A 26,221-nucleotide genomic window follows, 5' to 3' on the forward strand; every position below is an offset into this window, starting at 1 on the left:
GCCGGATGCACTGGAACGCGCCGCCGAACTCGATGCGCAGTACGGCACCAAGCCCGATCTAGCGGCGATGCCGATGTACTGCATCACCACGGCGGTGAAGGACCCGTACGACACGAAAGACATGCGGACGACGGCGAACAACGACGTCAACTTCGCGATGGATGTGCCGCCGCACGACGCGACCATCGTCGCCCAGCTGCGGGCCAAGGGCGCGATCATCTATGCGAAGTCGGTGGCCCATGAATTCAACGGCGGGCCCGGCGATCCGGGCGGCCCGAACAAGGCGACCCGGAATCTCGTGTCCGGTGGCCAGACCATGGGTAGCTGGGGCGGCCAGTCCTGCAACCCCTATGACACCGAGCGCGTCTCGCGCGGTTCCAGCGGCGGCTCCGGTGTCGCGGTGTCGGCGAACCTGGTGGCGATCGGCATCTGCGAGCAGTCCGGTGCGTCTTGCCAGGGCCCCGCTTCACGCAATGGTGTTGCGACCTTGCTGACCACCAAGGGCCTGCTGCCCGACAACGGCGGCATCGGCTACCAGTGGTTCAACGATCGCGCCGGCATCCATGCCCGCACCTTGGCCGATGCGGTGAAGGTGCTCGATGCAGTCAAGGATCCAGTCAGCGGTTATTACGATCCGCGCGATGCCTTCACCTCGGTACCGAAATCTCTGGTGCCGGAGCAGCCGTACAGCAGCTTCATCGCTGGCGATGCGCAGCTCAAGACCGATGCCAAGCCGCTGAAGGGCCTGCGCATCGCCATCGTCCGCGAGCACATGGTCAAGAAGACCGCGAACCACGTGGCGATCTCCGATCAGATCGATGCCGAGATCAAGCGCGTGCTGCGCGACCAGCTCGGTGCCGAGCTGATCGAGATGCGTGCTGCGGAATATCCGGACGATCCCGCCGTGCCGGATCTGAAGTACACCTTCTCCGATGCATTGTCCGAACTGCTGCCCTGGGCGATGCCGGAAATCTTCCAGCGCAAGACCAAGGCCGGCAAGCTGGTCTTCGAGGTGCCGGGCTACGACGTCACCTCCTACGACTATCTGCTCAAGCTCAGCAAGCGCCAGGCGCCGCTGACCGATGCCGTCAATATCACCAACTTCATGAGCTTCGGCGCCGTGCCCTGCCAGCCGGCGTTGTGCGCGGATCTGGCGTTCGATATCGATCGCTACCTGATCGACCGCGGCGATACCCGGATCAAGACCTGGGGCGACTGGGTGGCCAACGCCAAGTTCCGCGAGGACAAATCGCTGGCTGGCGCCAAGAACTGGGTGCAGTGGCAAGGCCACGAACAGGCCGGCAAGGCCGACGCCCTCGCCCGCAGTCACATCGCGCGCCTGGCGCTGCTGCGAGTGATGTACGAGAACAAGATCGATGTCTTCGTGCACCCGGAAAACACGGTGCCAACGCCGAAGATCCAGGGCCCGAACGTCGGTGCTATCAGCCTCGACAGCATCAGCCCGTTCTTCCAGATTCCGCGCGTCGTCATCCCGGCCGGTGTGACCAGGACGATCGTCGAACCGCAGTACGCGCTGAACGCCGACAAGACCGATTACCTGCCGGTGCTGGCGCCGGGAACCAAGCAGACCGCGCTCAAGCACCCGCTGCCGATCTCGATCACTTTCTTCGCCGGACAGGGCGAGGAGCCGGTGCTGATCAAGGTCGGCACGGCTTACGAATCGGCGACCCATCACCGCTTCGCACCGCCGGCCTTCGGGCCGCTGCACTGATCCACCAGAGCCCCGCCATGAGCCGCAACCTCGCCGCTACCCGTCGCCGCTTCCTCGCCAGCTTCTCGACCCTGGGCCTGTCGGCCACCCTGCTGCCCGGCGTGCTCTGGGCCCAGGTCGAAAAGACCGGCGCCGCGGCGATCAACGCGACGATGATCAAGGACGCCGCACGGATCTCCGGCCTCGAGTTCAGCGAGGCCGAATACGAAAGCATGGTCAAGCAGGTCAACCAGAGCTTCGATCGGATCCGGAAGGTGCGCGCCACGCCGATCCCGAACGATGTCGGCCCGCCGTTCTACTTCAGCCCGATCACCGCCGGCATGAAGGTCGATCGCCAGGCCAGGCCGCTGCGCTTCAGCACCACGGCGGCGCTGAAGCGTCCGGCCAATCTCGAGGCCGTGGCGTTCTGGCCGGTCACCGCGCTGTCGCAGCTGATCAAGACCCGGCAAGTCAGTTCGCTGGAGCTGACCCAGATGTATCTGGCACGCCTGAAGAAGCACAACGGCAAGCTGAATTGCGTGGTGACCATGCTCGATGATCTCGCGCTGGCACAGGCGAAGAAGGCCGATGCCGAGCTGGCCGCCGGCCGCGATCTCGGCCCGCTGCACGGCATTCCCTGGGGCGCGAAGGACATCATCTCGGTCAAGAACTACCGCACCACCTGGGGCTCTGGTGCCTACAAGGAGCAGGTGTTCGATTACGACGCCAGCATCGTCGAAATGCTCACTGCAGCCGGTGCGGTCTGCGTCGCCAAGCTCGCCACCGGTGAACTGGCCGGCGGCGATCGCTGGTGGGGCGGCCGCACCAACAATCCCTGGAAACTCGATGAAGGCGCCAGCGGTTCCTCGGCCGGGCCCGGTTCGGCAACGGCGGCCGGCTGCGTGCCATTCGCGATCGGCACCGAAACCGGCGGCTCGATCTTGAGCCCTTCGGCGCGCTGCGGCGTCACCGGCCTGCGTCCGACTTTCGGCCGCTTCAGCCGCTACGGTGCGATGGCGCTGAGCTGGACCCAGGACCGCCTCGGGCCTATGTGCCGCTCGGTGGAATACTGCGCCGTGGTGATGAGCGTGATCGCCAGGCCGGATGGCCGCGATCTGTCGGTCAGCGATATCCCGTTCAACTGGGACGCGAATCTGGACTGGCGCAAGCTCAGGGTCGGCTATCTGCCGCAGGCCTTCGGCGATGGTGATCGCCTGGCCAGCTGGAAGCAGAACGATCAGGCTACGCTCGCCCAGCTGCGCCGGATGGGCGTCGATCTGGTGCCCTTGCAGGTGCCGGATTTCGATATCGAACTGACCATGCTCAGTGTTGAGGCCGCGGTGTTCTTCGACGAGCTGCTGCGCTCCGGCCGCGACAAGCTGATGACCGACAAGAGCCGCGCCGATCGCTTCCGCAGCAGCCGCATGATCCCGGCGGTGGAATACCTGCAATCGCAGCGTCTGCGCTCGATGATGATGGCGAAGCTCGCCGAGGCGACGGCCGCTGTCGACGTCTATCTCGCACCGTCCACCAACGGCAATCCGCGCCTGCCCGAAGGGGCCACGGCACCGATTCCGGCACCGCCGCCGAACTACTCGCAGCAGCATTCGCAGATGGCCAACCTCGCCTGCTATCCGGGTCTGGCGCTACCGAATGGCTGGGCCGAAACCGGCGCCCCGACCAGCGTGCTGTTCATGGCCCAACCGTTCGCCGAAGCCAAGCTGCTGGCGCTGGCCAAGGCCTATCAGGATGCGACCGGCTTCCAGCTCAGGCAGCCGCCGGAGTTTGCAGTGGCTTGAACCGGGTAACGACCCAGTCTCAGTACTTGAACCGCTCGCCCGGCAAGGCCGGCGTCAGCGGCGGCGCTCGGCGGGCATGCGTGGCCTGCTCGTAGCTGTAGCCAAGCGACAGCAACCGCGGCTCGCTCCACGGCCGACCGAAGAACATCAGGCCGTAGGGCATGCCATCGCTCCTAGTGAAGCCGGCCGGCACGATCAGCGCCGGGAAGCCGGTGTAGGCATGCAGCGGATTGTTCGAATGCGCCTTGGACCAATCGGCACCGAGGCTGGGAATGGCGAAGGTCTTGAACGGGAACACCAGCGCGTCGAGCTGTTCGCGATCGAGCAGTTCGAGGATCGCCTCGCGCACCTTCTCGCGCTGGGCGAGCGCCGCCACGTAAGCCGGGTTGTGATCGAGCGAGGGCGCCTTGGCCGCCGCCAGGGTTTCCGGCTTCAACTGGCCGCCGACCAGCCGGATCAGATCGTTCAGGCTATGCACCGGCGCCGATGGCGGCAGTGCTGCGAAGTAGACATCGTGGGCGATGCCGCGCTCGAAATCGGACAGCTTCGCGGCATCGACTTCGCGGCGCAGATCGGCCAGCTGCGTACGGGCAGGATCGACGACCGTCGCACCGCTGGCCGCCAGCTTGCGCAGCGCGATCTCGACGCCGGCCAGGGTTTCCTGGTGCTCCGGCCCGCTGGAAAACAGCTCGCGCAGTACGCCGATGCGGGCGCCCTTCAGGCTCTGTGCATCGAGCATCGAGACATAGCTCTGGTCCGGCAGATGACCGACGCTGTCCGCCGTCGCCAGGTCTTCGCCGTCATAGCCGGCAACGGCATCGAGCATCACCGCGGCGTCGTAGACACTGCGGGTCATCAGGCCCGGACGCTCCTGCGACAGCGAGGTCGCAATCTGCCCGCGCCGGCTGATCAAGCCCTGCGTCGCAGTGAGGCCGACCAAGGCATTGTGCGAAGCCGGATGCGGCACGCTGCCGGCGGTATCGCTGCCCAAGCCCAGCGCGGCGAACCAGGCCGCGACCGCAGCACCGGTGCCGCCGCTGGAACCGCCGACGTACTTGGCCAGGTTGTACGGCGACAAGGTCTGGCCGATCGCAGTCGTGGTACCGGGCGGCGTGTCCGAGAACCAGTCGGACAGGTTGACCTTGGCCAGCACGATCGCCCCTGCCCTGGTCAGCCGCGCGATGATGGCCGCGTCCCTTGCCGGCACCGACTGCGCGAGTGCGGCAGTGCCGCCGGTGGTCGGCAGACCGGCGACATCGAAGACATCCTTGATGACGATCGGAATGCCATGCAAGGGCGAGCGCACCCTGCCCGCCTTGCGTTCGATATCGAGCGCCCGCGCCTGAGCCAGCGCCTGCGGGTTCAGGGTGATCACCGCGTTCAGCTTCGGCCCGCTCTGGTCGTAGGCGGCGATGCGCGCCAGATAAAGCTTGGTCAGCTGCTCCGAGTTCAGTGCACCGCTGGCGAAGGCGGCATCGATGTCGGCCACCGTGGCGGTGGACAGATCGAAGCTCGCAGCGCTGGCTTGCAGGCTGATCGACGCCAGCAGCGACCCCGACAGCAGCACGCAGGCCATGCGGTTCAGCAGACGCTGAGGGTGGGTCATGTCGTCAGCCTTGGCAGTAAGCGCCGTGTTGACGCATCCCTTCAGACGAGACGGGTTGCGGTCACCCTATATCGCGGCCGGCGCTTATGCCGGCAGGCTTGGGCTGTCGCGATAAAACTCGACCGCGTGGTCGACATCGTCGACGCAGAGAGCGATGACGGTGATGCGGGATTTCATGGTGCCTGCCCGGTGACCGGTTAGAGGTCAGCATCGGTCTACGTCGCTGCATCAGTTTGCAGAGCCTCAGGCTTTTTCCGTGGTGCAATCGGATTCGCTTCAGGGTCAGCTGCCCAGCGAGCACAAGTATCAAAAGTAGCTTTAGCGCTAGGCTGCCAGATTTCCCATACCGGTTGGGCACCGATTTCTTTCAGAATCTGTTCGGTGAGCGCTTTGTCACCTGCGATACAGGCGTGGTAGGCAAGAATATTTTTATTCCAGTCGGTCGGAAAATTCTTGTACCACAGCTCCAACCCTTGACGCATTTTGGTCCAGTCGACAAGAGTGTCGATATACAAGCGACGCTTAAATTGGTCCTCACCGGCGCCAGAATAGAGTCTCGCATATAGCTCTTGACCATATTCAGGTGGTGCCTTTGGAACGGCGTAGCCGATGAATGTGTCGATAGCCTGTACATCGCCGTGCCACTTCGGCAGCAGGTATTCGAGGACATTTCTGTAAAGTCTGAAATCCGCGGAATTCTTCCCGACACCCTCTTCGAAAAGACGATTCACAACCTCTTTTGACAGTCCAGAAGTACGTACTAGATTGAGCATCCAAGCATGCCAGGAGGTGCCTTTGCTAGCGACGGGCTCATTCTCCAGCAAGTATTTGGCTGCTTTTTGGTTGTATTGCTCGTAGACCTTCCATGCCTGAGGTGGAACGGTGTCGGAAAATCCGCTGCCGCGAAAATAGCTGCCATAAGATTGCAGCGCACAAGCGTGCAGGACATAAGCCAGAGGGGAGTCCTTGTGTTCAGCGACCCAGCGCAGAGTTCGTGTAATGTCCTGAAGGCGTTCGGTTTCGCTTTCATCCTCCTGCGCTTTCGTAATTCCATCAAAAAACAGCGTCATCTTGAAGGCGCCGCTGGAAGTTCTTTGGACGAGAAAGTCGCTATATGCTGAGTGCTGCCTGTCCAAACTGTCGAAGTCTCCAGCACGATAGGCGGATTCGGCTTGAGCACGAACGGCAGCTCGCTCGTCAAGCTCGTTTGATCGCGCGCTCGTACTCATCGCGAACACTGCGAAAAAGATCAGCCGGATGGCGATTTTGCAAATGCTCATTGCTTGGTCATTCGTTGATAGTTTGTTTGCGCCGAATTCAAACACCCAGATACCGCCCCGGCCGATGATTCAAGGCCAGGATCGCCCCTATCGCCAGCGCACCGACTACCGATTGCAGAACTCGCGCTGGTGACACGACGACCAGCGCCGCCAGCACCACCACCACATCCACGGCCATCTGCACCTTGCCCGCGCTCAAGCCTCGGGACTGCTGCAGCCACTGGGCGACGATGTTGACGCCGCCGACGCTCGCGCCGTGACGCAGCAGCGCCAGCAGGCCGAAGCCGATCAGGAAGCCGCCGAGCACCGAGGCTAGCCAGGGGTTGAGGAACTCGAAGCGCACCACTTTCGGCGCCAGTGCGGTGCAGACCGAGACCAGCGCCACGGCGGCGAAGCTCTTGAGCGTGAACTCGGGGCCGAGGCGGAACCAGGCGAGCCCGAAGAACGGAAGGTTCAGCAGGAAGAAGAACAGCGCCACGCTCGAACCCGTGGCGTAGCTGGCGAGGAAGGCGACACCCGCGACACCACCGGTGAGCAGGCCGGCGTACGAGAACATGGTCATCCCCAAGGCGACGAACAGCGAGCCGGCGACGAGCGCGTGAGCATCGTCCAGCAAGCTGTGCGTGATCGTCTCGGTCGGATCTGATTTCACAGATTCGTCTCACGCACAGGGCATGCCGCAAGACAGCGTGCTTCGGTCTTCACGCCGAACGGGCAAAGGCCGCGGCCTCGGCAACCGTGTCGGCATCCGGCCGAATGCCGGTGTACAGGACGAACTGCTCCAACGCCTGCAGCACGATGACGTCGGCACCGGAGATTCGCTGCCGGCCAAGGCGCTGCGCGGCCCGTATCAGCGGCGTTTCCACCGGCACCGCAACGACATCGAAGACGATTTCCGATCCTGCGATCAGCGCTTCGGGAAACGCGAGCCGGTCGGCATCAGTACCCGCCATACCGAGCGGTGTGGCGTTGATCAGCAGCGGCGCTGCCAGGCCATCGGTGCTGGCCGCCCAGGAAAAACCATAGGTCTCGGCCAGCGCACGTCCGCTTGTTTCATTGCGGGCGACGACGGTGCCCTTGCGATGGCCGCGATCGCGCAGCGCGGCCGCCACCGCTTTGGCCATGCCGCCCGAGCCGCGCAGCAGGAAGGCTGTTTCCGGCGAGACGCCGGCCCGTGCCAGCACTTCCAGGATCGCGCTGTAGTCGGTGTTGTAGCCGCTGAGCCGCCCGTTGTCGTTGACGATGGTGTTGACGCTGTCGATGGCGGCGGCCGAGCCTTCCAGGCGATCGAGCAGCGGGATCACCGCTTCCTTGAACGGCATCGAGATCGCACAGCCGCGGATGCCCAGTGCGCGAATGCCGCCGATGGCCGCCGTCAGATCGGTGGTGGTGAACGCCTTGTAGACGTAGTCCAGGCCCAGGTGTTCATAAAGCCGATTCTGGAAGCGCGAACCGAAGCTGCCGGGCCGCGCCGCCAGCGACATGCAGAGCCGGGTTGCGGGGCCGATCGGGGGCTTGATGGGCTTGATGCGCTTGGGGGGTTGAGCAGCGCCCAGGCTCTCCCGCAACTGAAAGACGTTGCCTTCGGGATCGCAGGCATTGGACACGACAAAGCCCGGGCCCTGCCATTGTTCCGTGTAGACCTCGCCGCCGAGACTGGCGGCGAGCTGTCGCGCTTCCGGCAGGCTGGGCACGGTCAGGAAGAACTTCAGCGCGGTGTCTACGCGGCGTAGGGGTGGCGACGTGATGGTGATGGTCGCCGCGATCGGTGCAGGGATCGCATGGACGACCAGTTGCAGGTCCGAGGCTGGAATCTGCAGCACCACCAGCTCATCGCTCGCGTGGACGCGGCGCATCGTCAGCAGGGACTGGTAGAAGCCGGCCAGGCGTTCGAGATCCTTGGCGTAGAGGAACAAACCGTTTCTGGCGGGACCGGACATGCCGAACCACTCCTGATGCGTACGAAGCAGGCCTGATTATCGCCCGTCTGCTTCGGCCGCCGGGTCGCGCTTCAGGCCACGCCGTTGCGGCTGAACCAGTCCAGCAGGCGCGCCCAGCCATCCCTGGCCTGCGCGGCGCGGTAGCTGGGCCGGTAGTCGGCATGGAAGCCATGTGGCGTGTCCGGATAGAGGACGATCTCCGAAGCCTTGGCGGCCGGGCTGCTCGATGCGGCGAGCTTGGCGAGCATCTTGTCGACGGTGTCGGTGGCAATGCCGGTGTCGGCCGCGCCGTACAGACCGAGCACCGGCGCCTTCAGTGCATCGACAAGATCGATCGGGCTTTGCGGCTGCAGGTCGGTACCCGGGCGGATCAGGCCGCCGTACCAGGCCACACCGGCCTTCACCAACGGGTTGTGGGCGGCGTACAGCCAGGTGATGCGGCCGCCCCAGCAGAAGCCGGTGACGGCCAGCTTGCCCGGATCGCCGCCATTGCTGGCCGCCCAGATCGCAGTCGCGTCGAGATCGTCCATCACCTGCACGTCCGGCACTTTCGAGACCAGCTGGGCGACCAGTTCCCTGGTGTCGCTGTACTTGCTGGCATCGCCTTGCCGCGCGAACAGTTCGGGGGCGATGGCCAGATAGCCGGCTTGCGCGAAGCGCCGGCAGACATCCTTGATGTGCTCGTGCACGCCGAAGATTTCCTGCACCACCAGCACCGTCGGCAGGTTGCGACCGCCGCGTGGCTGGGCACGATAGGCCGGCATCTTGCCGTCCTTGACCGGGATACTGATCTCGCCGGCCAGCAGGCCATCGGCCGGCGTGCTGATCAGGCTTTGGGCGGAAACCGGCTGCACGGCGAGCGCGAAGCCGCTGGCCAGGGCGGTGACGATGAAGCCACGACGGCTCAGCTCTGATTTCGGGTCGGATGGCGAGACAAAAGCGACGGCATCGGGATGCATCGGAACCTCCACAAGGTGATCACGGGACAGAACCCCGGTGCCGGCATCGGAGGCCGGCCAGTCATTCAGACCCGAGCAAGACGCTAACGTTTCGGCAGCAGTGATTTCCTGATCTTCGCCACCGCCGTGAAGCCGGGATCGACGACGTTGGCGATCTCCAGTTCGGCGGCCTGGCCCATCAGCAACTGGGCGCCGCGTTCGGTGTAGCCGTAGTCGGCCATCAGCCAGCGCTGCAGTTCGCTGTTGGCATGCTGCAAGGCTTCGCCGAGCGGCCGTGCGCTGCCGAGCACCATGATGTAGGTATCGTTCTCGAGGCGCGGCCAGGCGAGGGCTTTCTTCTTCACCAGCTCGACCGAGAACTGCACGTCCATCGAAGTTTCCAGACCGCTGCCGACCAGTTCGCCCTGCCCCTGCCGCGCATGGCCATCGCCGATGAACAGCAGGGCCCCAGGCTCGAACACCGGCAGCATCACCGTGGCACCGGCGATCAAGCCGGCATAGTCCATGTTGCCGCCGAAGTTGCCGGGCGTGCTGGTGGCGATCGCCTGCTTGCGCTCCGGTGCGACGCCGACGCAGCCGAGCATCGGGCTCAGGGACAGCTCGATGTTGCCCGGCTGGATCGATTCATCCTCGAGCCTGGCGTGGTTGCGCGACTTGTCGATGATCCAGGTGACGCGCTTCGCTTCGCGGTCGATCCGCTCGGCGATCGCTGAGGGATCGACCGTGTACGGCGCCAGCAGCGAGCCGGAGAACGCGGTCTTGCGGTTGGTCTCGATCTTCTCGAAGCGCACCTTGATCATGTCGCCCACTTCGGCGCCTTCGATGAAGAACGGGCCGGTCTCCGGATTGCTGCGCCCGGCCACCATGGTGCTGTTCCAATCCATGCCGCTGGCGTCGATGGTCTTGGTGATCACCCGGTCGCCGGGCCTGATCTTCAGCGCTACCGGATGGGCGCCGGAGAACGTCGTGTAGAACTGTTCGGGGACGAAGGTATGGGTCTCCGCCAGGGCTGCGACCGGAACGAGCAGCAAAGACGCGATGAAGCTGTAGCAGCAACGATTCATGGGCCTTACCTCGAAATCTGACGGAACTGCGAGCGGAAAAGAAAAGCCCGCGGCCCAGCCCATCCTTGGCCGAACCGCGGGCAAAGCCACACATCTCAAACAGGGCGCTGCTGGTCGCACCCGGCACCGGCGCCGCAGCGGGGGCCAATTCCACGCTGCAGCCCCGGTACCGGGGCCCAAGAACGCGTTCTAGTACTCGAAATGCTCGCCCGGCAGCGGCGGCGTGGTGGACGGCGCCACGCGATGATGAGTTGCCTGCTCGTAGCTGTAGGCGTAGGCCAGCAGCTTCGGTTCGCTCCAGGCCGGGCCGAAGAAGGAGAGGGTCACCGGCATCTTGTCGCGGGTGATGCCGGCGGGAACGATCACGTCCGGAAACTGGGTGACGTTGGCGATGCTGGTCAGCGACGGCGTCGGCGGACGATCGACGATGTACGGCGTCAGCGGATCGATGAATTCCGGCTGCCGCGAACGGGTCGGATAGACCAGCACGTCGACGTTCTTTTCCTCCATCAGGCCAAGCACCGCGCCACGCACCGCCGGCATCGCGTACTGCTTCGCCGAGGTGTAGCTGATCGAGGTCAGCGCCGGCCGTTCGCCGAGTGCCTTGAAGCGGGTGAAGACACTCGGATGCGGCTGGAATTCGCCCTTCGGGGCAGTCAGCTTGATGCCCTGCTCGGCCAGCTCGGTGACCGTCTTCGGGAAGCCCGGCCGCAAGGTGCCGAGATAGGCCACGTAGTTGTCCTTGACCTCGGAGCGGATCGGCTCCATCGCCACTGCGCGGTTCTGCATGACGATGGCCGGATAGTGCACGTCGTCGACCAACACGGCGCCGAGCTTGACCAGCTCATCGAGGCTTTCGTTGAACACCCGATCGACTTCCGGATCGGTGCCGGCGAGATCACGGATCACGCCGACTCGCACACCCTGCAGCGCGCCGGTTTTCAGGAACTGCGTGTAGTCCTTGAACTCGTGGCCGGCGCTGGTCATCGACAGCGGATCCTTGGCATCGACACCGGTCATGAAGCCCAGCGCCAGCGCTGCGTCATAGACCGTGCGCGCCATCGGACCACCGGTATCGAAGGTCAGCACGCAGGGCATGATGCCGGTGCGCGAGATCAGGCCATTGGTCGGCTTGATGCCGACGATGCCATTGGCCGACGACGGACCGCGGATCGAACCACCGGTGTCGGAACCGAGACCGAGCGGCGCGAACCAGGCCGCCAGCCCTGCCCCGGTGCCGCCGCTGGAACCGGCCGGATGGCGACGCGGATCATGCGGGTTGCGGGTCTGGCCGAGGCGCGAGCTGTAGCCGATGCCGCCGTGCGCGAACTCGTCCATGTTGACCTTGGCGAGGATGATCGCGCCAGCATCGCGCAGCTGCTTGATCGATGGCGCATCGACATAGGGCACCGACTTGGCGAGCAGGAAGTCGCCGCCACTGGTCGGCATGTCGGCGGTGTCGTAGTTGTCCTTGGCGAGCACCGGAATGCCGTGCAGCGGCGAACGCCGGCCCTTCTTCTTGAACTCGACGTCGAGCGCCCGCGCGGTGTCGAGCGCCTTCTTGTTCAGGGTGATCACCGTGTTCAGCGACGGCCCTTTCTTGTCGTAGGCGGCGATCCGCGCGAGATACAGGCGAGTCAGCTTTTCGTAGCTGAGCGCACCGGCATCGACAGCCGCCTGGATGTCTTCGATGCCGGCGTTCTGCAGATCGAAGGTCTTGGCCTGGACAAGGCCCGGAAACATCAGCGCGAGCGCCGTGGCCAGCAGCAACGGCTTGACGGGCAGCGGTTTGAACGAGGGCTTGAGGTTCATGGCGTCTGGATCTCCGGGTTTCAGTATTCGAAACGCTCGCCCGGCAGCGACGGCGTCGTTGCGGGTGCAGCGCGGTGATGGGTGGCCTGCTCATAGCTGTACGCATAGCCCAGCAGCCGAGGCTCGCTGTACGCGGGGCCGACGAAAGAGATGCTCACGGGCAGGCGATCGCGGGTGAAGCCGGCGGGCACGATCACGTCGGGGAACTGCGCGACATTGGCAATGCTGCGGATCGCCGGTGCGGTGGAACGCTCGGTGATCCTGGCGATGTCGGGATTGATGATCTCGGCCGGAATCGGCCGCGTCGAGTAGACCAGGGCATCGAGACTGTGCTGCTGCATCAGGCCGAGCACGGCGCCCTGCACCGCCTTCATGCCGTGCTCGCGCGCAGCGATGTAGCTCAGCGAATGGCTGTCGACCGGGGCCGAGCTGTACTTGCTGAAAATCTCGTACATCGCCGGATGCGGCCTGAACTCGCCCTCAGGCACGGTCAGCTTCGCCCCCTGCGAGGCCAGCTCGGCCATGGTCTTGGGGAAGCCCGGCCGCAACCTGCCGAGGTAGGCCGCGTAATCCTCGTTGAGCTCGGCCTGCATCGGCTGCATGACATCGGCACGACTGTTCAGCGCCACCGACGGATAGTGCAGTTCGTCGACGACAACCGCGCCTTGCGCCTTGAGTTCCTCGACCGCGGCATTGAATACGCGATCCACCTCGGCATCCAGGCCCATGTGGTCGCGGATCACGCCCAGACGCACGCCCTTGAGCGCGTCCTTCCTGAGGAATTGCGTGTAGTCCCTGAACGACAGTCCGGCGCTGGCCTCGGTGAGCGGATCTTGATGATCGACGCCGGTCATGAAGCCCAGCGCCAGCGCCACGTCGTAGACGGTGCGCGCCATCGGGCCACCGGTATCAAAGCTCAGCAGGCAGGGCATGATGCCGGTGCGCGAGATCAGGCCGTTGGTCGGCTTGATGCCGACGATGCCATTGACCGACGACGGGCTGCGGATCGAGCCGTAGGTATCGGTGCCCAGCCCCAGCGGCGCGAACCAGGCGGCGACACTCGCTCCGGTGCCGCCTGAAGAGCCGCCGGGATGACGTTTGGGATCATGCGGATTGCGCGTTTGACCCAGGCGCGACGAGAAGCCGACACCGCCATGCGCGAACTCGTCCATGTTGACCTTGGCGAGAATGATCGCGCCGGCATCGCGCAGCTGCCGGATGCTCGGAGCGTCCTCGAACGGCAGCGACTTGGCGAGCATGAAGCTACCGCCGCTGGTCGGCATGTCAGCCGTGTCGTAATTGTCCTTGGCAAGAACCGGAATGCCATGCAGCGACGACCGCCGGCCCCTGACCCTGAACTCGGCGTCAAGCGCCCGGGCCGTTTCGATCGCTTTCGCGTTGAGCGTGATGACGGTGTTGAGCGCCGGACCCTTCTTGTCGTATGCGGCAATCCGCGCTAGGTACAGCTGTACGAGCTTCTCGTAGCTCAGCTTGCCGGCGTCGACGGCGGCGTGGATGTCCTCGATGCTGGCGCCCTGCAGCTCGAAGGTCTTCGCCGTAGCGGTCGACGCGCCCAGGCCAAAGGCGAGTGCGATGCCGCAGAGCAGCACCCGACGGTGGATGGCCATGGTCACGTCGATCGTTCCTGGGCGCCGGCTTTCGATCAGTAGTTCAGCAGATCGCCCGGCATTGCCGGCGTGTACTTCGGTTCGACCAGCGCATGGGTGGCCTGCTCGAAGTCATAGCCGTAGCCGAGCAGCTTCGGTTCGCTCCAGGCCGGGCCGAAGAAGGAGATCGCCACCGGCAGCCCGCCTGGCGTCATGCCGGCCGGCACGATCAGATCCGGGTAGCCGGTCTCGTTGGCGAAGCTGGCGGCGCTGTCGGTGCCGGCGCTCGGCATCGGCGGTTTGTCCGGCACGATCAGGGTCGCCGGCTTCGGCGAGGTCGGATAGACGATCGCGTCAACCTTGTACTTGACGAAGATCGCGTCGATGCCCGATCTCACTGCGGCGAGCTGCTCGTTCTTCACCGCCAGATAGGCGGGATCGTCGAGCGTCTGCGCGATCGAGGCCGTGTACTTCAGCGCATAGGCCTTGCCCGGCGACTGGTAGTTGGTCTTCGGATCGTTGGACTTGGCGACCACTTCATCGAAGCTCTTCGGGAAGCCCGGCTTGGTGGTCTTCAGGTACTGGGTGACCTGGGCCTTGAACTCGGTCGACACCAGCTGGTTGTAGATCGGCTGCTTGGCAGCGATCAGATAGCCCGGGTACTGGACCTCGACCACCGTCGCGCCCAGCGCCTTGAGCTTGGCGACCGCGGCGGTCATCACCGCATCGACGCCATCGTCCTTGCCGGTGAAATCCTTGGCGAAGCCGATGCGCGCGCCTTTCAGCGAGCCCGCCTTCAGGAACCGCGTGTAGTCGGCCTCGATGTGGCCGGCGCTCTTGGCGGTGGCGGAATCGGCCGGGTCGATACCGGTCATCACGGTCAGCGCGGCGGCGATGTCGTAGACGCTGCGCGCCATCGGGCCGCCGGTGTCGAAGGAAAGCGCCAGCGGCACGATGCCATCGCGGCTCATCAGACCGTGGGTCGGCTTCAGGCCGACGATGCCGTTGGCCGTCGACGGGCCGCGCACCGAGCCGCCGGTATCGCTGCCGAGGCCGAACTGCGCGAACACCGCCGCGATCGCTGCACCGGTGCCGCCGCTGGAGCCGGACGGGCCGCGCTTCAGATCATGCGGGTTGAGGGTCTGGCCGCCCATCGAGCTGCTGCCGTTCGGCACTGCGCCGAGTTTCAGCACTTCAGGATCGGTGGCACCGCTGACGCTGCCGCCGCTGCCGGCCCATTCGGACAGATTGACCTTGGCGACGATGATCGCGCCGGCCTCGCGCAGCTTCTTGACCACGTTGGCATCGTCCGGCGGGATCGAGCCCTTGAGCAATTGCGAGCCGGCCGTGGTCGGCAGATCGAAAGTATCGAAATTGTCCTTGAGCACGATCGGCACGCCGTGCAGCGGGCCGCGAACCTTGCCGGCCTTGCGTTCGGCATCGAGTGCCTTGGCCACTTCGAGCGCCTTCGGATTCAGGGTGATCACGCTGTTGATCACCGGGCCCTGCTTGTCGTACGCGGCGATGCGCGCCAGATAAGCCTTGGTCACCTGTTCAGCGCTGAGCTTGCCGGTCTTGTAGGCGGCCTGGAGGTCGGCGATGGTCGCGGTGGCGAGATTGATCGTGGCGGCTTCGGCCGACGACAAGGTGCCGATCGCGAGCGCGAAAGCGATGACGGACTTGCGGAGCTGCGTCATGGAAACGTTTCCTGGAAGAGCGACAGTGGATTCGGGGGATTCAGAGGGTTCAGGGCGCGAGCGTTTCGCCGGCCAGAGCCGGAGTCAGCGCAGGCGATTTGCGGTGATGGGTGGCGGCTTCGTAGCCGCTGGCGAGCTTGATCAAGGTCGGCTCGGTGAACGGCTTGCCGAGGAACTGCACGGCGAACGGCATGCCGTCCGAGGCAAAGAAGCCGCCGGGCACGACGATCGTCGGCAGGCCGGTGTAGGAGGCGATGGCGTTGCGGTTCTCGCTGCGCGCGCCGGGCACGGCCGGCGGGTTCGGCGTGCGCTTGAAGTCGTCAGCAAGCGCGGTGCGATACGGCAGGATCAGGCCATCGAGCTGGTACTTGTCGATCAGCCCGGTCAGCGCGTCGCGCATCACCGTCTGGTGCTTCATCGCCGCGCTCAACTCCGGACTGCGGTCGATAGCGCCATATTTGTAGGACTCAACGATGCGCGGCTTCACCAGCGCCCCGCCCTTGTCGATCATCTCGGCAACGTTGCGGATTGGTGCCGTAGTCGGCAGACCGGCGAGATAGGCGTTGATCGCGGATGCGACTTCATAGCGCGGGGCATCGGCCAGGGTCTGGCTTTCGGCGAGACCTAGCCCGGTGTCGACCGGATCGACGATCAGGGCACCGGCGGCCTTGAAATCGGCAATCGCTTTCTCGAAAAGTGCCGTGCCTTCCTTGTGCATCGGCCCGCTGCGAACCATTTCGCGCAGCACGCCGAGACGCGCGCCCTTGAGGCCGGTCTTCGACACGAAGCTGGTGTACGGCTGCTCGGGCAGCTTGCCGAGGCTGGCCTGGGTGGCGAGATCGGCCGGGTCATAGCCGGCGATGACATCGAGCACGGCGGCGCAGTCGGCCACGCTGCGGCACATCGGCCCACCGTTTTCCTGCGAGGGGCTGCTCCACATCATGCCGCTGCGGCTGACCAGACCATGGCTCGCCGAAATGCCGACCAGATTGGCCAGCGTGCTGGGGATGACGATCGAGCCGGTGGTATCGCTGCCGAGGCCCACCGTGCCGAACCAGGCAGCGACGGCCGAGCCAGTGCCGCTGCTCGAGCCACCGGTCGATTTCTTCGGGTTGTACGGGCTGACCACCGGGCCTTTCAGCGAACTGCCGCCGGGTGCGGCAACGCCGTACCAGTCGGACTGGTTGAGCTTGGCGAGGATCACTACGCCAGCCTTGCGCAGACGATCGATGACGAAGGAATCGCGTGACGGCTGCGAAGTCGCCATCGGCTTGAAGCCGCCGGAGGTCGGCATGTCCCTGGTGTCGTAGACATCCTTGGCGAGCACCACGATGCCGTGCAGCGGCGAGCGCGGGCCTTTGCTCTTGCGTTCCTGATCGAGTGCCTTCGCCTCTTCGAGCGCGCGCTTGTTCAGAGTGATGACGCTGTTCAGCGCGGGACCCTTGGCGTCATAGGCTTCGATGCGCGCCAGGTAGAGCGTGACCAGCTTTTCGGAGGTCAAGCTTCCGGCAGCCATGGCGGCTTCCAGTTCGGCGATGCTCGCGGTTGCGAGGTCCAGCGCAGCCTGGGCCGGCAGGCTGGCGGCAAACATCAGCGCGCAAGCCGCGAGGATCGATTGACGCCTGTTGCGGATCATGAAGTTCATGGCCGGGCTCAGCGCCACATCGCCAGACTGTCTGCGGGCAGCGGCGGCGTGGTCTTCGGCAGTACGCGGGCCTTGGTCGCCTGTTCGAAGTCGTAGCCGTAGCCGAGCAGCTTCGGCTCGCTCCAGGCCGGGCCGAAGAACGAGAGGGTCACCGGCAGGCCATTCGGCGTGACGCCGGCCGGCACGATCAGATCCGGGTAGCCGGTCTCGTTGGCGAAGCTGGTGGCGCTGTCGGTGCCGGCACTCGGCATCGGCGGCTTGTCCGGCACGATCAGGGTCGCTGGCCGTGGCGAAGTCGGATAGACGATGGCGTCGAGCTTGTCGGTCGCGAACAGCGCATCGATGCCGGCCTTGATCGCCGGCAGGGCCTGGGTCTTGGCGGCGAGATAGCGCGGATCATCGAGCGCCAGCGCCACCGAGGCCGTGTACTTCAGGGCGTAAGCCTTTTCCGGTGCGCGATAGCCGGTCTTCGGATCGTTGGACAGCGCCACCAGCTGATCGAAAGTCTTCGGATACGCAGGCCCGGTGGTCTTCAGGTAATCGGCGATCTGAGACTTGAACTCGGAGGACATCATCAGGATCAGCAGCGGCTGCTTGGCGGCCAGCAGATAGTCCGGATACTTGATGTCGATGACTGTCGCGCCCTGCAGCTTGAGCATCGCGATGGCGCGCTCCATCACGCCATCGGTGCCGGCATCCTTGCCCATGAAGTCACGGGCGATGCCGATGCGCGCGCCCTGCAGCGCGCCGCGCTTCAGATACTTCAGATAGTCCTTCTCGGCATGGCCCGCGCTTTTCGCGGTGGCGGCATCGGCCGGATCGACGCCGGCCATGACGCCGAGCGCCAGCGCCACGTCGTAGACGCTGCGCGCCATCGGGCCGCCGGTGTCGAAGCTCAGCGCCAGCGGAATGATGCCGTCGCGGCTCATCAGGCCCAGCGTCGGCTTGAGGCCGACGATGCCGTTCGCCGACGATGGCCCGCGCACCGAGCCGCCGGTGTCGGTGCCGAGACCGAACTGGGCGAAGGTCGCCGCGATCGCCGCACCGGTGCCGCCGCTGGAGCCGGAGGGACCGCGCGTGAGGTCATGCGGATTGCGCGTCTGGCCGCCCATCGAGCTGCTGCCGTTGGGCACTGCGCCGGCCTTGAGCACGGCCGGATCGGTAGCGCCGCTGACGCTGCCGCCACCGCCCGCCCACTCCGACAGATTGACCTTGGCCAGCACGATGGCGCCGGCATCGCGCAGCTTCTTGACCACGAAGGCATCGTCCGGCGGCAAGGAACCCTTGAGCAGCTGGCTGCCGCCGGTGGTGGGCAGATCGGCGGTATCGAAGTTGTCCTTCAGCACGATCGGGATGCCGTGCAGCGGGCCGCGCAGCTTGCCGGCCTTGCGCTCGGCATCGAGCGTGCGCGCCAGTTCCAGCGCCTTGGGATTGAGGGTGATGACCGTGTTCAGGGTCGGGCCTTTCTGGTCGTAGGCCTCGATGCGGGCGAGATAGAGCTCGGTGAGCTTCTCGGCGCTGAGCTTGCCGCTGGCCATCGCCGTCTGCAGATCGGCGATCGTCGCCGACTCCAGTTCCAGAGCGCTCGCCGGCCGTGTCGCGGCCAGGGAGCTGCAGATCGCCAGCGCCAGCAGCGCGAGTTTCGGCTGGGTCTTCAAGGGCATCGCAGCGGCTCCTGTGGATTCGACGGTCTGTCAGTGGTGGCCTCGGACACAGCCGGGCCCTGTGACGCGCCGGAGGGCGCGTCCTGGTGATCGAAACGGGTATTGCGGCCGGCATTCGCCAGTCACGGTGCGCGTGACTGGCGAAGGCGAGACCTAGGGCTTGTTCATCGCATCTGGCCTCAACCGGCCGTGTTCGCAGGTGCCGAAGGTGCCGACGAACTGGTCGCCGACGATGCCGGCGGCGGTGCCTGCGTCGACAGGGAGCGCAGCCATTCGCTGGCCTGCGCCTTGGTGTCCTCGAAGGCCAGCGACTTCTGCAGCGCGGCGATCGCGCCCTTGACGTCGTTGGTGCCGTAACTGGCCACGGCGATCCGGAACCAGGCTTCGCCCGGCTTCTTCAGGCCGCCCTTCTCGAGCGCGCGTTCGAGCATCTCGCGGGAATCCTTCCAGCGTTCCTGGTCGCCATACATGGCACCCAGCCGGAAGTAGTACTCGCCGCGTTCAGCCATCGAGGCCAGCTGCTTCAGGGTCGCTTCGGCCTTGTCGTTCTCGCGGGCATTGATCCAGGCGTTCGATACCGACTCCAGATTCTTCTCGTCGAGCGGCAGCTTCTTGTCGGAGATCGCGGCGTCCATCAGCTGCGCCGCTTTCTGCGGCTCACCGATGATCATGTAGGTGTTGTACAGATTGCGGATGTCTTCCGGCGACGCGAGCATGCCCTGCCGTTCGGCGAGCGCCAGCACCGCTGCCGCCTGGGTGCTGTCCTCCATCTGCAGCAGCACGCCCGCCAGCTGTTTCCAGTAGTCGGCCTTGCCAGTGTTCACCGCGATCAACTGCAGCAGCGTTTCCGCCGAAGCCTTGTAATCCTTCTGCTCGTACAGCAGGCCGAGCTTGAACTGGATCCACGACTCCTTCGGCACCTTCGACTTGCCCAGCGCCGTATCGACTTCGGCCAGCGCTTCCGGATAACGCTTGCGTTCGGCGAGCGCGCTGGCCAGGAACACATGGGCATCCGGCGACACGACGCCGCAAGCCTTGGCCATGTAGTCCCTCAGCGCGTCGATGCCGAGATCGAACTGGCCGCTGGCGACATACAGCTGACCGAGGTTCAGACGCATCTGCTCGCTGTTCTGCATCGACAGCGCGTTGTAGGACAGGGCCTTGGCGAAGGCAGCGGCCGAACTGGCGAGATCGTTCTTCTCGGAGTAACCGATGCCGAGGTTGTAGTTGACCATCGCCTTGTCGTAGTCCTCGCCCTTGTTGACGAGCTTCTTCAGCTTCTCGATCGCCAGGTCGGTCTTCTTCTCGCCGAGCATCACGGAAGCTTCCCGCATGTCGTCGATGACATCGTCGCTGAGGTTCGGCGTGGCTTTCTGTTTCGACGGCAGACACTCGGTCCGCACACCGGCGGCGATCATCTCCGCTTCCTTGGCGGCAGCGATCTGGGCCGGCGTCTGCCGTGGCGGCGGCCGCTGCTGTGCGCCGGGTGCCGGTGCCTGGGCCAGCGCCGTGCCGATGCTGGCCAGCCCGAAGGCGGCCAGTATCGCAAGCCGACTGCATGCCGGCATCCATGAGCGACGGCTCGAAGTCTCTGCGTAACTATTGCTGTTCATGATCTTCACTCCGCCGCGGTGAGGTCGAACTTGACGGTCTGCACGCCGTGGAACTCGACAGCCTTGCCTTCGACGGTCTTCGGCTTGAAGCGCCACTTCTGCACGGCCGTGACCGCTGCTGCTTCGAACAGGCCTCTGGGCTTGGCATCGACGACTCGGGCCTTGCGGACGCTGCCGTCCGGGTTGACGGTGACGTCGATGGTCACGAAGCCACTGACGCCAGCGCGGCGAGCTTCGGCCGGATAGGTCGGCGGGATGCGCTGCAGCGGAATCAGATCGCTGTCCATCGAGCCGGCCAGGCCGCCACCGCTGCCGGTGCCTGCGCCGGCGGACATGTTGGCCGACAGGCCGAGGTTGGTCGGAATGCCGATGCCGGTCGTTGGCGCGGCCGTGTCGACATCGATCTTCATCTTCGACGGCGGTGCCGGCTGCTTGGCCGGCGGCGGCGGTGGCGGCTTGCGCCGTTCGTTCTGCTCCGGTGCGCTGTCACGCTTCAGGCGCACGAAGTCGATGGTCGGCAGGTTCTCGATCTTGTCGACGCCATGGCCGCTGACGTGGATCACCGCGTACATCAGCCAGAAGAACAGCAGCGAGGTGACGATCGACATGCACAGCGCGGTCAGCCAGCGAGTGCCGAAGCTGGCCTTCGGCAGGTTGATCTCGAATTCGGAAGAAAGAATCGGGGTGGGAGTTGCGGTCTGCATGATGGTTCTCCGTCAGGCCGGCGGTGCAGCAGCAATGGAGACATCACCGACACCGCCGAGCTTCACCTGATCCATGACCTTGGTCAGCACGCCGGTCTGGGAATCCTTGTCGGCGATGATCACCACGGTGTCATCCGGCCGCTCGATGTGGAGACGTTCGATGGCATTGCGGATCTCGTTGACGCCCATGCGCCGCTTGTCCATCCAGATGTCTCCATTCGGACGGATCGCGATCAGGATGTTGCCGCTGTCCTTGTGCTCGGCGGTGAGCGCCTGCGGGCGCGTCACCTGAATGCCGGATTCCTTCACGAAGGATGTGGTGATGATGAAAAAGATCAGCAGGTTGAGCACGAAGTCGAGCATCGGTGCGAGATCGATGCCGGTTTCTTCGGACTCTTCGACGTGTCGTCTGGACATCATGGCGCTGAGACTCCGTAGCCGGTGTGGCGTGTACTGATGTGTGGAATGGCTGGTTGCGGGCTGGCTGTGCGGCTAGCTCTTGGTCGGCGCGATCGATACCGCCATCACCCCGCCCTGCCGGACCTGATCGATGACGTCGACCAGGATGCCGGTGGCGGAACCTGGATCGGCAGCGACGACCACCGGGTCATCCGGCTTCTGGGCGTGCAGGCTTTCGATCTTGGCGCGTACCGAACGCTGGTCGACCACCTTGTGGTCGATGGTGATTTCACCGTCGGCCGCGATCAGGATGACGATGCTGCTCGACTCGCTCTTCTCCGCTGCCGAGGAATTCGGCCGGCTGACGTTGATGCCGACTTCCTTCAGGAACACGGCGGTGATGATGAAAAAGATCAGCAGGTTGAGCACGAAATCGAGCATCGGCGCGAGATCGATGCCGGTGCTGTCATCCATTCCGATTTCTTTGCGTTGGCGCTGGCGCATGGCTTAAGGCTTCCGAATCAGAACGTGAACTGATCCGCCAGCCGCTCGGTTTCCCGGGCGACGCGGCGGCGAAAATAGAAGCTCGGATAGAGGCCGGTGATGCTCACCGCGAGGCCGGTCAGCGTGCAGATCATGGCTTCCGACACACCGTTGGCCATCGAGCGCGCATCAGCCGAACCCTGGGCTGCCATCACGTCGAAGACCGCGAGCATGCCGGTGACCGTACCGAGCAGACCGAGCAGCGGGCATAGCGGCACCAGCACCCGGAGCAGCAGCAGATTGGTCGACATGCCGGCGTTGAGCCGCGAGATCATCGCCTTGCGAACCTGATGCGCCCGCCAGCTGGAATGCTCGCTGCGAGCGTGCCAGGCAGCCAGCAGGCTCTTGGACTGCTTCGGCAGCACGCCGAAGAAGTACCAGGAACGTTCCAGCACGATCGACCACATGACCACACAGGCTGTGAAGATCACGGCGACCACTTGACCGCCGAGACTCATCATCGAGGTGAAAGCGGACAGCGGTGCCAGGATCAGTTCAAGCACGGCGGGCCTCCTCCTTCTCGAGGATGCCGGCCAGCAGGCCGGTGCTCTGCTCGTCCAGCACCTGCAGGATGGCCTTGGAAATCGAGGTCAGCCAGGCGTTGGCGAACAGCAGCGGGATGGCGATGCCGAGGCCGAGCACCGTCGCGATCATGGCCTGCGAAATACCGGCGGCCATCAGCTTCGGATCGCTGGAGCCGGACTCGGTGATGCTCTGGAAGGTGATGATCATGCCGACCACGGTGCCGATCAGGCCGAGCAGCGGACCGGCGGCAATCGCCAGTCGCAGGAAGGCCTGGAAGCGTTCCAGCTTCGGCACTTCCTTGAGCACCGCCTCGGAAATGCGCAGCTCGACGATCTCGGCATCTTCCTCGAGCTTCTTGGCGCTGCCACCGGTGAACGAGGCCAGCACGCGGCCCAGCGGGTTGTCGAGCTTCGGCACGTTCACCGACTTCAGCTGCTTGAGCACCTTGGCGCGGACCTGCATCAGATAGCCGAACTGGAAGATCGCCAGCGCTGCGCCGATGAAACCGACCAGCAGGATGACGTAGCCGATCGACTCGCCCTTCTCGATGCGTTCCATCAGATCAGGCCGCAGCGAGTAGATGGTCAGCAGCACGCCGCGGGTCGGATCGAGCACTGTCTTGGCGTAGCCCGAGGTGGCGTTCTGCAGGGTCTTGGCCGCGTCCTGGAACTTCTCGTCCGGCTGCCGCGCCATGATCGCCAGCGATTTCTCGGAGGGCAGATAGGCGAGGAACTTGCCGTTGGTCATCGCGTTGAACGGGCCGACGCGGACCACGGTGGCATCGGCCGGCGCGCCGCCCGGCGTCACCACCTTGGTGTTGAAGCGCACGACCTTGCCGCTCTCGGTCATTTCCCGCTGCAGTTCGAACCAGAAGCGCTCGAGCGTGGCGATCGACGGGATGACCTTGGTCTCCGACAGCTTGGTCATGAAGTCTTCGCGCTCCGGGTACTGCGCGGAGATCATCGACATGCGAACCACGGAGGAGAAGTCGTTCGATACCTGACGAACGACGCCGAACAGTTCGCCGAGGTTGCCGCTGCGGGCTTCCAGCTGCGCCTGCAGTTCGCCGATCTTCTTCTCGTTGGAATCGAAAGCCGCTGCCAGATCGGTGCCGCGCTTGCGCTGCTTGTTCAGCTCGGCCTGCGCTTCGGCCATCAGCGACGACTGCTTGTCGACTTCGGCCTTGAACTTCGCTTCGCGCTCGGCGTTCAGCTGCTCTTCGCGCTGGCGAACGGTCTTGGTCTGTTCGAGCAGTTCATCAAGGGTTGCGGGTGCCGCCTGAGCGCTCGCTGCCAGCAGCGCACCCAGGCTCAACGAGGCCGTGACGAAGACGGACGCAATCAAATTCGTGCGGAACATTACTTGGCCTCCATGGGTGCATGTACAGGAACAACGAGGAAATCGGGAGCGGACTGCTTCTTGGCGATCTTCAGACCGGCCTTGGCTTCATGTTCGTAGCTGTTGTCGACCTTCCAGCCCTTGGCGTCGGCATCCCAGAAGCCGGTCTCCTTGCCGTCGAGCGTCTGATAGAGCAAGGCGACGCGGCCGGCGCGAATGAAGTCGACGGTCTTGTCGTCGACCTTGCCCGAGTAGGCTTCCAGGGTGCGGCCGTACTCCATTTCGATCTGGTAGCCCTCGACGATGCGGCGATACTTCTCGGAAACCGAGATGTCGGCGCGACCCATCATTTCCTTCAGGCCGGCGATGCGCTTGGCGCGCTCGTCCGGCAGAAAGGGCGTGTCGAGCTTCACGAAGCTGTCGAGCGTGGCGAGCATGTTCGACATCAGCGGCGTCACTTCACGCGCCGTCTTGTCGATCTCCGCCAGCTGTCCGTTGAGTGCCGCGATCTCTTCGTCCTGTGATGCGGTCTGCATGCCGAGCTGGTCGTTGTAGTCCTTCAGGCTGCTGGTTTCGGTCAGCGCCTGCCGGTAGTTGGCGACGATGCCGACCACGGCGTCATCCATCTGGTCGATGCGCTTCTGGGAGTTCTTGCCCGATTCCTCGGTTTTCGACTGCTCACCGATCGCGGCCTTGACCGGCGCTTCGGCAGCGATGGCGAAATCGCCGAGATAGAGGGCGCACAGCAATACTGCAGCGGTCGTTCCCGTCAGCTTCTTCATGTTGATGCTCATGGTTTCACCTGCCTTGTTCGTGTCCTGGCGCCGCAGCCGAAAAGCTGCAGCAGTTGATGGTGTGGAGTCGCAGTAGCGGTCTTCATCAGTAGTCCAGCTTGGCCTGGAACTGGATGGCAGTTCCCGGCATCACCGAAACGAGATTGACGTTGGTATCGCCGTTGCCGGCTCGGAAATAGCGCTTGTCGAGCACGTTGAAGCCGCTGAGCTTCAGATGGAGGCGATTGCGGTCGTAGGTGAAACCGGTGTTCATCGTGAACGACATCGGCAGTTCCACCGTCTTGGTGCGATCCAGATAGAACGAGGAGAAGCGCTGACCATCGACATGCACGCCGAAACCGGCCGGCAGCTTGTAATCGATGTTCACGCCGGCCTGATAGCGTGGTTCGCCGACGCGATCGATGAAGACCTCGCCAAGCGCGGCAGGAAGCACCAGCTGCACGCGACCGCCATACAGGAAGGCTTCAGCCGGATAAAGCACGCTGCCATCCGGTCCGAGGATGTCCTGGAAGCCGAGCTGGCGACCGGTCAGCTGCAGCTGCGAGTTGGTGTTGAACACGTACTTCTGATGCTGGCCAACGGCGTAGAAACCGATGTGGAGCTTGCGAGTCGGATTGGCGTCGATCTGCATTTCCACGCCCCGGGTCTTGGTTGCCGAGGAATCGGCACCGGCGGTCGGATCGCTGGCATTGGAGACGTCGCTGCGCAGCTGCCGGTACATCGCCACCGAGGCGAACAGCTTGCCCCGGAACCAGTCGCCCTTGATGCCGGCTTCGTTCAACTTCGAGCGACCGATGTGGCCGCCCGGCGCCGTGACGACGGAGTTCTGCACGATGTTGTTGGAAGCATCGAGAATCACCGAAGCATCAGCGATCGTGAAGTACGGACGAATGCCGAACGGCAGCTGCTGCGACAGGCTGATGCTCCAGGTCTTGCCGTCGTCCCAGGCCGGGCCGTAGTCACAACGGCCGGAAGTCAGCACCTGCAACTGCGTTTGCGAGTTCGCGATGACGCTGGAAGTGGGCGCTGCCAGTAAATTGCCAGGCAGGTTGCAGGAGTTGGCTGCCGACGGCTTCTGCTGGTTGTTGTGCGCGTATTCGATGTCACGTGCCGTCGAACCGTCCCAGCGTCCGCCGATGGTCAGATTGGTGTTCTTCAGGAAGGTGAAGTCGAACATGAAGCCGGCGCCGAACTCGTCGTAGACGCTGCGGCGTTCGTTCTCGGCAGGTGCGCCGGTCAGCCACGACGGATCGTTGAGCTGAGTGGCGAACTTGGTGTTCGGGTAATGCTGGCCATCGCCGTACTGCGGATCGCCACGCAGCACGTCCTGACGATAATCGAAGTCGCCGCCGGAGCTGCGGATGTAGCCGCCGGTACGCCGGTAGCTAATCGAACTCAGGGTGTTGACGTTGACCCAGCCCGGCAGCCACTTCTCCGGCAGGCGCCGGGTGACGGTGAATTTCTCTTCGAAGCGATGGATGCCCTGCTTCTCGCCGTAAGGCAGATAGGAATCCTTGAAAG

General features: G+C 64.4%; 21 protein-coding genes and 1 pseudogene. 2 read left to right on the forward strand and 20 right to left on the reverse strand.

Annotated features, from left to right (window positions below):
• A partial coding sequence (locus Q0D45_RS11170; RefSeq protein WP_293392679.1) for an amidase family protein occupies nt 1-1,732 on the forward strand: 1,732 nt, incomplete at its 5' end.
• 17 nt (nt 1,733-1,749) lie between these two features.
• A complete protein-coding gene (locus Q0D45_RS11175; RefSeq protein WP_293392682.1) occupies nt 1,750-3,510 on the forward strand; it encodes an amidase in 1,761 nt (586 codons plus the stop codon).
• A gap of 19 nt (nt 3,511-3,529) precedes the next feature.
• Here the strand turns inward: Q0D45_RS11175 and Q0D45_RS11180 are convergent, their stop codons facing one another.
• The 20 genes and pseudogenes from Q0D45_RS11180 to Q0D45_RS11270 all read right to left on the reverse strand — a co-directional run.
• Nucleotides 3,530-5,116, reverse strand: a complete 1,587-nt coding sequence (locus tag Q0D45_RS11180) for an amidase family protein (protein ID WP_293392685.1) — start codon at nt 5,114-5,116, stop codon at nt 3,530-3,532.
• 215 nt (nt 5,117-5,331) lie between these two features.
• Nucleotides 5,332-6,396 (reverse strand): hypothetical protein, encoded by a 1,065-nt coding sequence (locus tag Q0D45_RS11185; RefSeq protein WP_293392688.1) that lies wholly within the window; start codon nt 6,394-6,396, stop codon nt 5,332-5,334.
• A gap of 37 nt (nt 6,397-6,433) precedes the next feature.
• The gene (locus tag Q0D45_RS11190) at nt 6,434-7,048 is read right to left on the reverse strand and encodes a YitT family protein (protein ID WP_293392691.1); all 615 of its coding nucleotides are present in this window, start codon (nt 7,046-7,048) and stop codon (nt 6,434-6,436) included.
• A 49-nt stretch (nt 7,049-7,097) separates the two neighbouring features.
• A complete protein-coding gene (locus tag Q0D45_RS11195; protein ID WP_366946417.1) occupies nt 7,098-7,916 on the reverse strand; it encodes a shikimate 5-dehydrogenase in 819 nt (272 codons plus the stop codon).
• Nucleotides 7,917-7,973: 57 nt separating this feature from the next.
• Nucleotides 7,974-8,336, reverse strand: a pseudogene (locus Q0D45_RS21645) (VOC family protein); the annotation flags it as partial.
• 71 nt (nt 8,337-8,407) lie between these two features.
• The gene (locus Q0D45_RS11200; RefSeq protein ID WP_293392696.1) at nt 8,408-9,295 is read right to left on the reverse strand and encodes a dienelactone hydrolase family protein; all 888 of its coding nucleotides are present in this window, start codon (nt 9,293-9,295) and stop codon (nt 8,408-8,410) included.
• A gap of 83 nt (nt 9,296-9,378) precedes the next feature.
• Nucleotides 9,379-10,359 carry an acetamidase/formamidase family protein gene (locus tag Q0D45_RS11205; RefSeq protein WP_293392698.1) on the reverse strand — a complete coding sequence of 327 codons (981 nt, stop codon included), beginning with the start codon at nt 10,357-10,359 and terminating at the stop codon, nt 9,379-9,381.
• Between the two features lie 189 nt (nt 10,360-10,548).
• A complete protein-coding gene (locus Q0D45_RS11210; protein WP_293392700.1) occupies nt 10,549-12,171 on the reverse strand; it encodes an amidase in 1,623 nt (540 codons plus the stop codon).
• 20 nt (nt 12,172-12,191) lie between these two features.
• A complete protein-coding gene (locus Q0D45_RS11215) occupies nt 12,192-13,799 on the reverse strand; it encodes an amidase family protein (protein WP_293392735.1) in 1,608 nt (535 codons plus the stop codon).
• Nucleotides 13,800-13,834: 35 nt separating this feature from the next.
• Nucleotides 13,835-15,475 (reverse strand): amidase family protein, encoded by a 1,641-nt coding sequence (locus tag Q0D45_RS11220; RefSeq protein ID WP_293392703.1) that lies wholly within the window; start codon nt 15,473-15,475, stop codon nt 13,835-13,837.
• Nucleotides 15,476-15,524: 49 nt separating this feature from the next.
• Nucleotides 15,525-17,120 (reverse strand): amidase family protein, encoded by a 1,596-nt coding sequence (locus tag Q0D45_RS11225; RefSeq protein WP_293392706.1) that lies wholly within the window; start codon nt 17,118-17,120, stop codon nt 15,525-15,527.
• Nucleotides 17,121-17,128: 8 nt separating this feature from the next.
• Nucleotides 17,129-18,784 (reverse strand): amidase family protein, encoded by a 1,656-nt coding sequence (locus tag Q0D45_RS11230; protein ID WP_293392709.1) that lies wholly within the window; start codon nt 18,782-18,784, stop codon nt 17,129-17,131.
• A gap of 179 nt (nt 18,785-18,963) precedes the next feature.
• On the reverse strand, nt 18,964-20,397 hold the full coding sequence (locus tag Q0D45_RS11235) for a tetratricopeptide repeat protein (protein WP_293392712.1): 1,434 nt from the start codon (nt 20,395-20,397) through the stop codon (nt 18,964-18,966).
• Nucleotides 20,398-20,402: 5 nt separating this feature from the next.
• On the reverse strand, nt 20,403-21,101 hold the full coding sequence (locus tag Q0D45_RS11240) for an energy transducer TonB (RefSeq protein ID WP_293392715.1): 699 nt from the start codon (nt 21,099-21,101) through the stop codon (nt 20,403-20,405).
• A gap of 12 nt (nt 21,102-21,113) precedes the next feature.
• Nucleotides 21,114-21,521: a biopolymer transporter ExbD gene (locus Q0D45_RS11245; protein ID WP_293392718.1), complete on the reverse strand. Its 408-nt coding sequence runs from the start codon at nt 21,519-21,521 to the stop codon at nt 21,114-21,116.
• Between the two features lie 72 nt (nt 21,522-21,593).
• Nucleotides 21,594-21,974, reverse strand: a complete 381-nt coding sequence (locus Q0D45_RS11250) for a biopolymer transporter ExbD (protein ID WP_293392721.1) — start codon at nt 21,972-21,974, stop codon at nt 21,594-21,596.
• A gap of 47 nt (nt 21,975-22,021) precedes the next feature.
• Nucleotides 22,022-22,546, reverse strand: a complete 525-nt coding sequence (locus Q0D45_RS11255; protein ID WP_022975730.1) for a MotA/TolQ/ExbB proton channel family protein — start codon at nt 22,544-22,546, stop codon at nt 22,022-22,024.
• Nucleotides 22,539-23,927 carry a MotA/TolQ/ExbB proton channel family protein gene (locus tag Q0D45_RS11260; RefSeq protein ID WP_293392726.1) on the reverse strand — a complete coding sequence of 463 codons (1,389 nt, stop codon included), beginning with the start codon at nt 23,925-23,927 and terminating at the stop codon, nt 22,539-22,541. Before Q0D45_RS11260 ends, Q0D45_RS11255 begins: the two co-directional genes overlap by 8 nt.
• Complete coding sequence (locus Q0D45_RS11265; protein ID WP_293392729.1) at nt 23,927-24,700, reverse strand: DUF3450 domain-containing protein; 774 nt, start codon at nt 24,698-24,700, stop codon at nt 23,927-23,929. The genes Q0D45_RS11260 and Q0D45_RS11265 overlap by 1 nt, the downstream gene beginning before the upstream one ends.
• Before the next feature lie 85 nt (nt 24,701-24,785).
• Nucleotides 24,786-26,221, reverse strand: a 1,436-nt coding sequence (locus Q0D45_RS11270; protein ID WP_293392732.1) for a TonB-dependent receptor, incomplete at its 5' end; no start/stop codon positions are given.

It is taken from the genome of Nevskia sp., assembly GCF_023266035.1.
Classification (GTDB): domain Bacteria; phylum Pseudomonadota; class Gammaproteobacteria; order Nevskiales; family Nevskiaceae; genus Nevskia.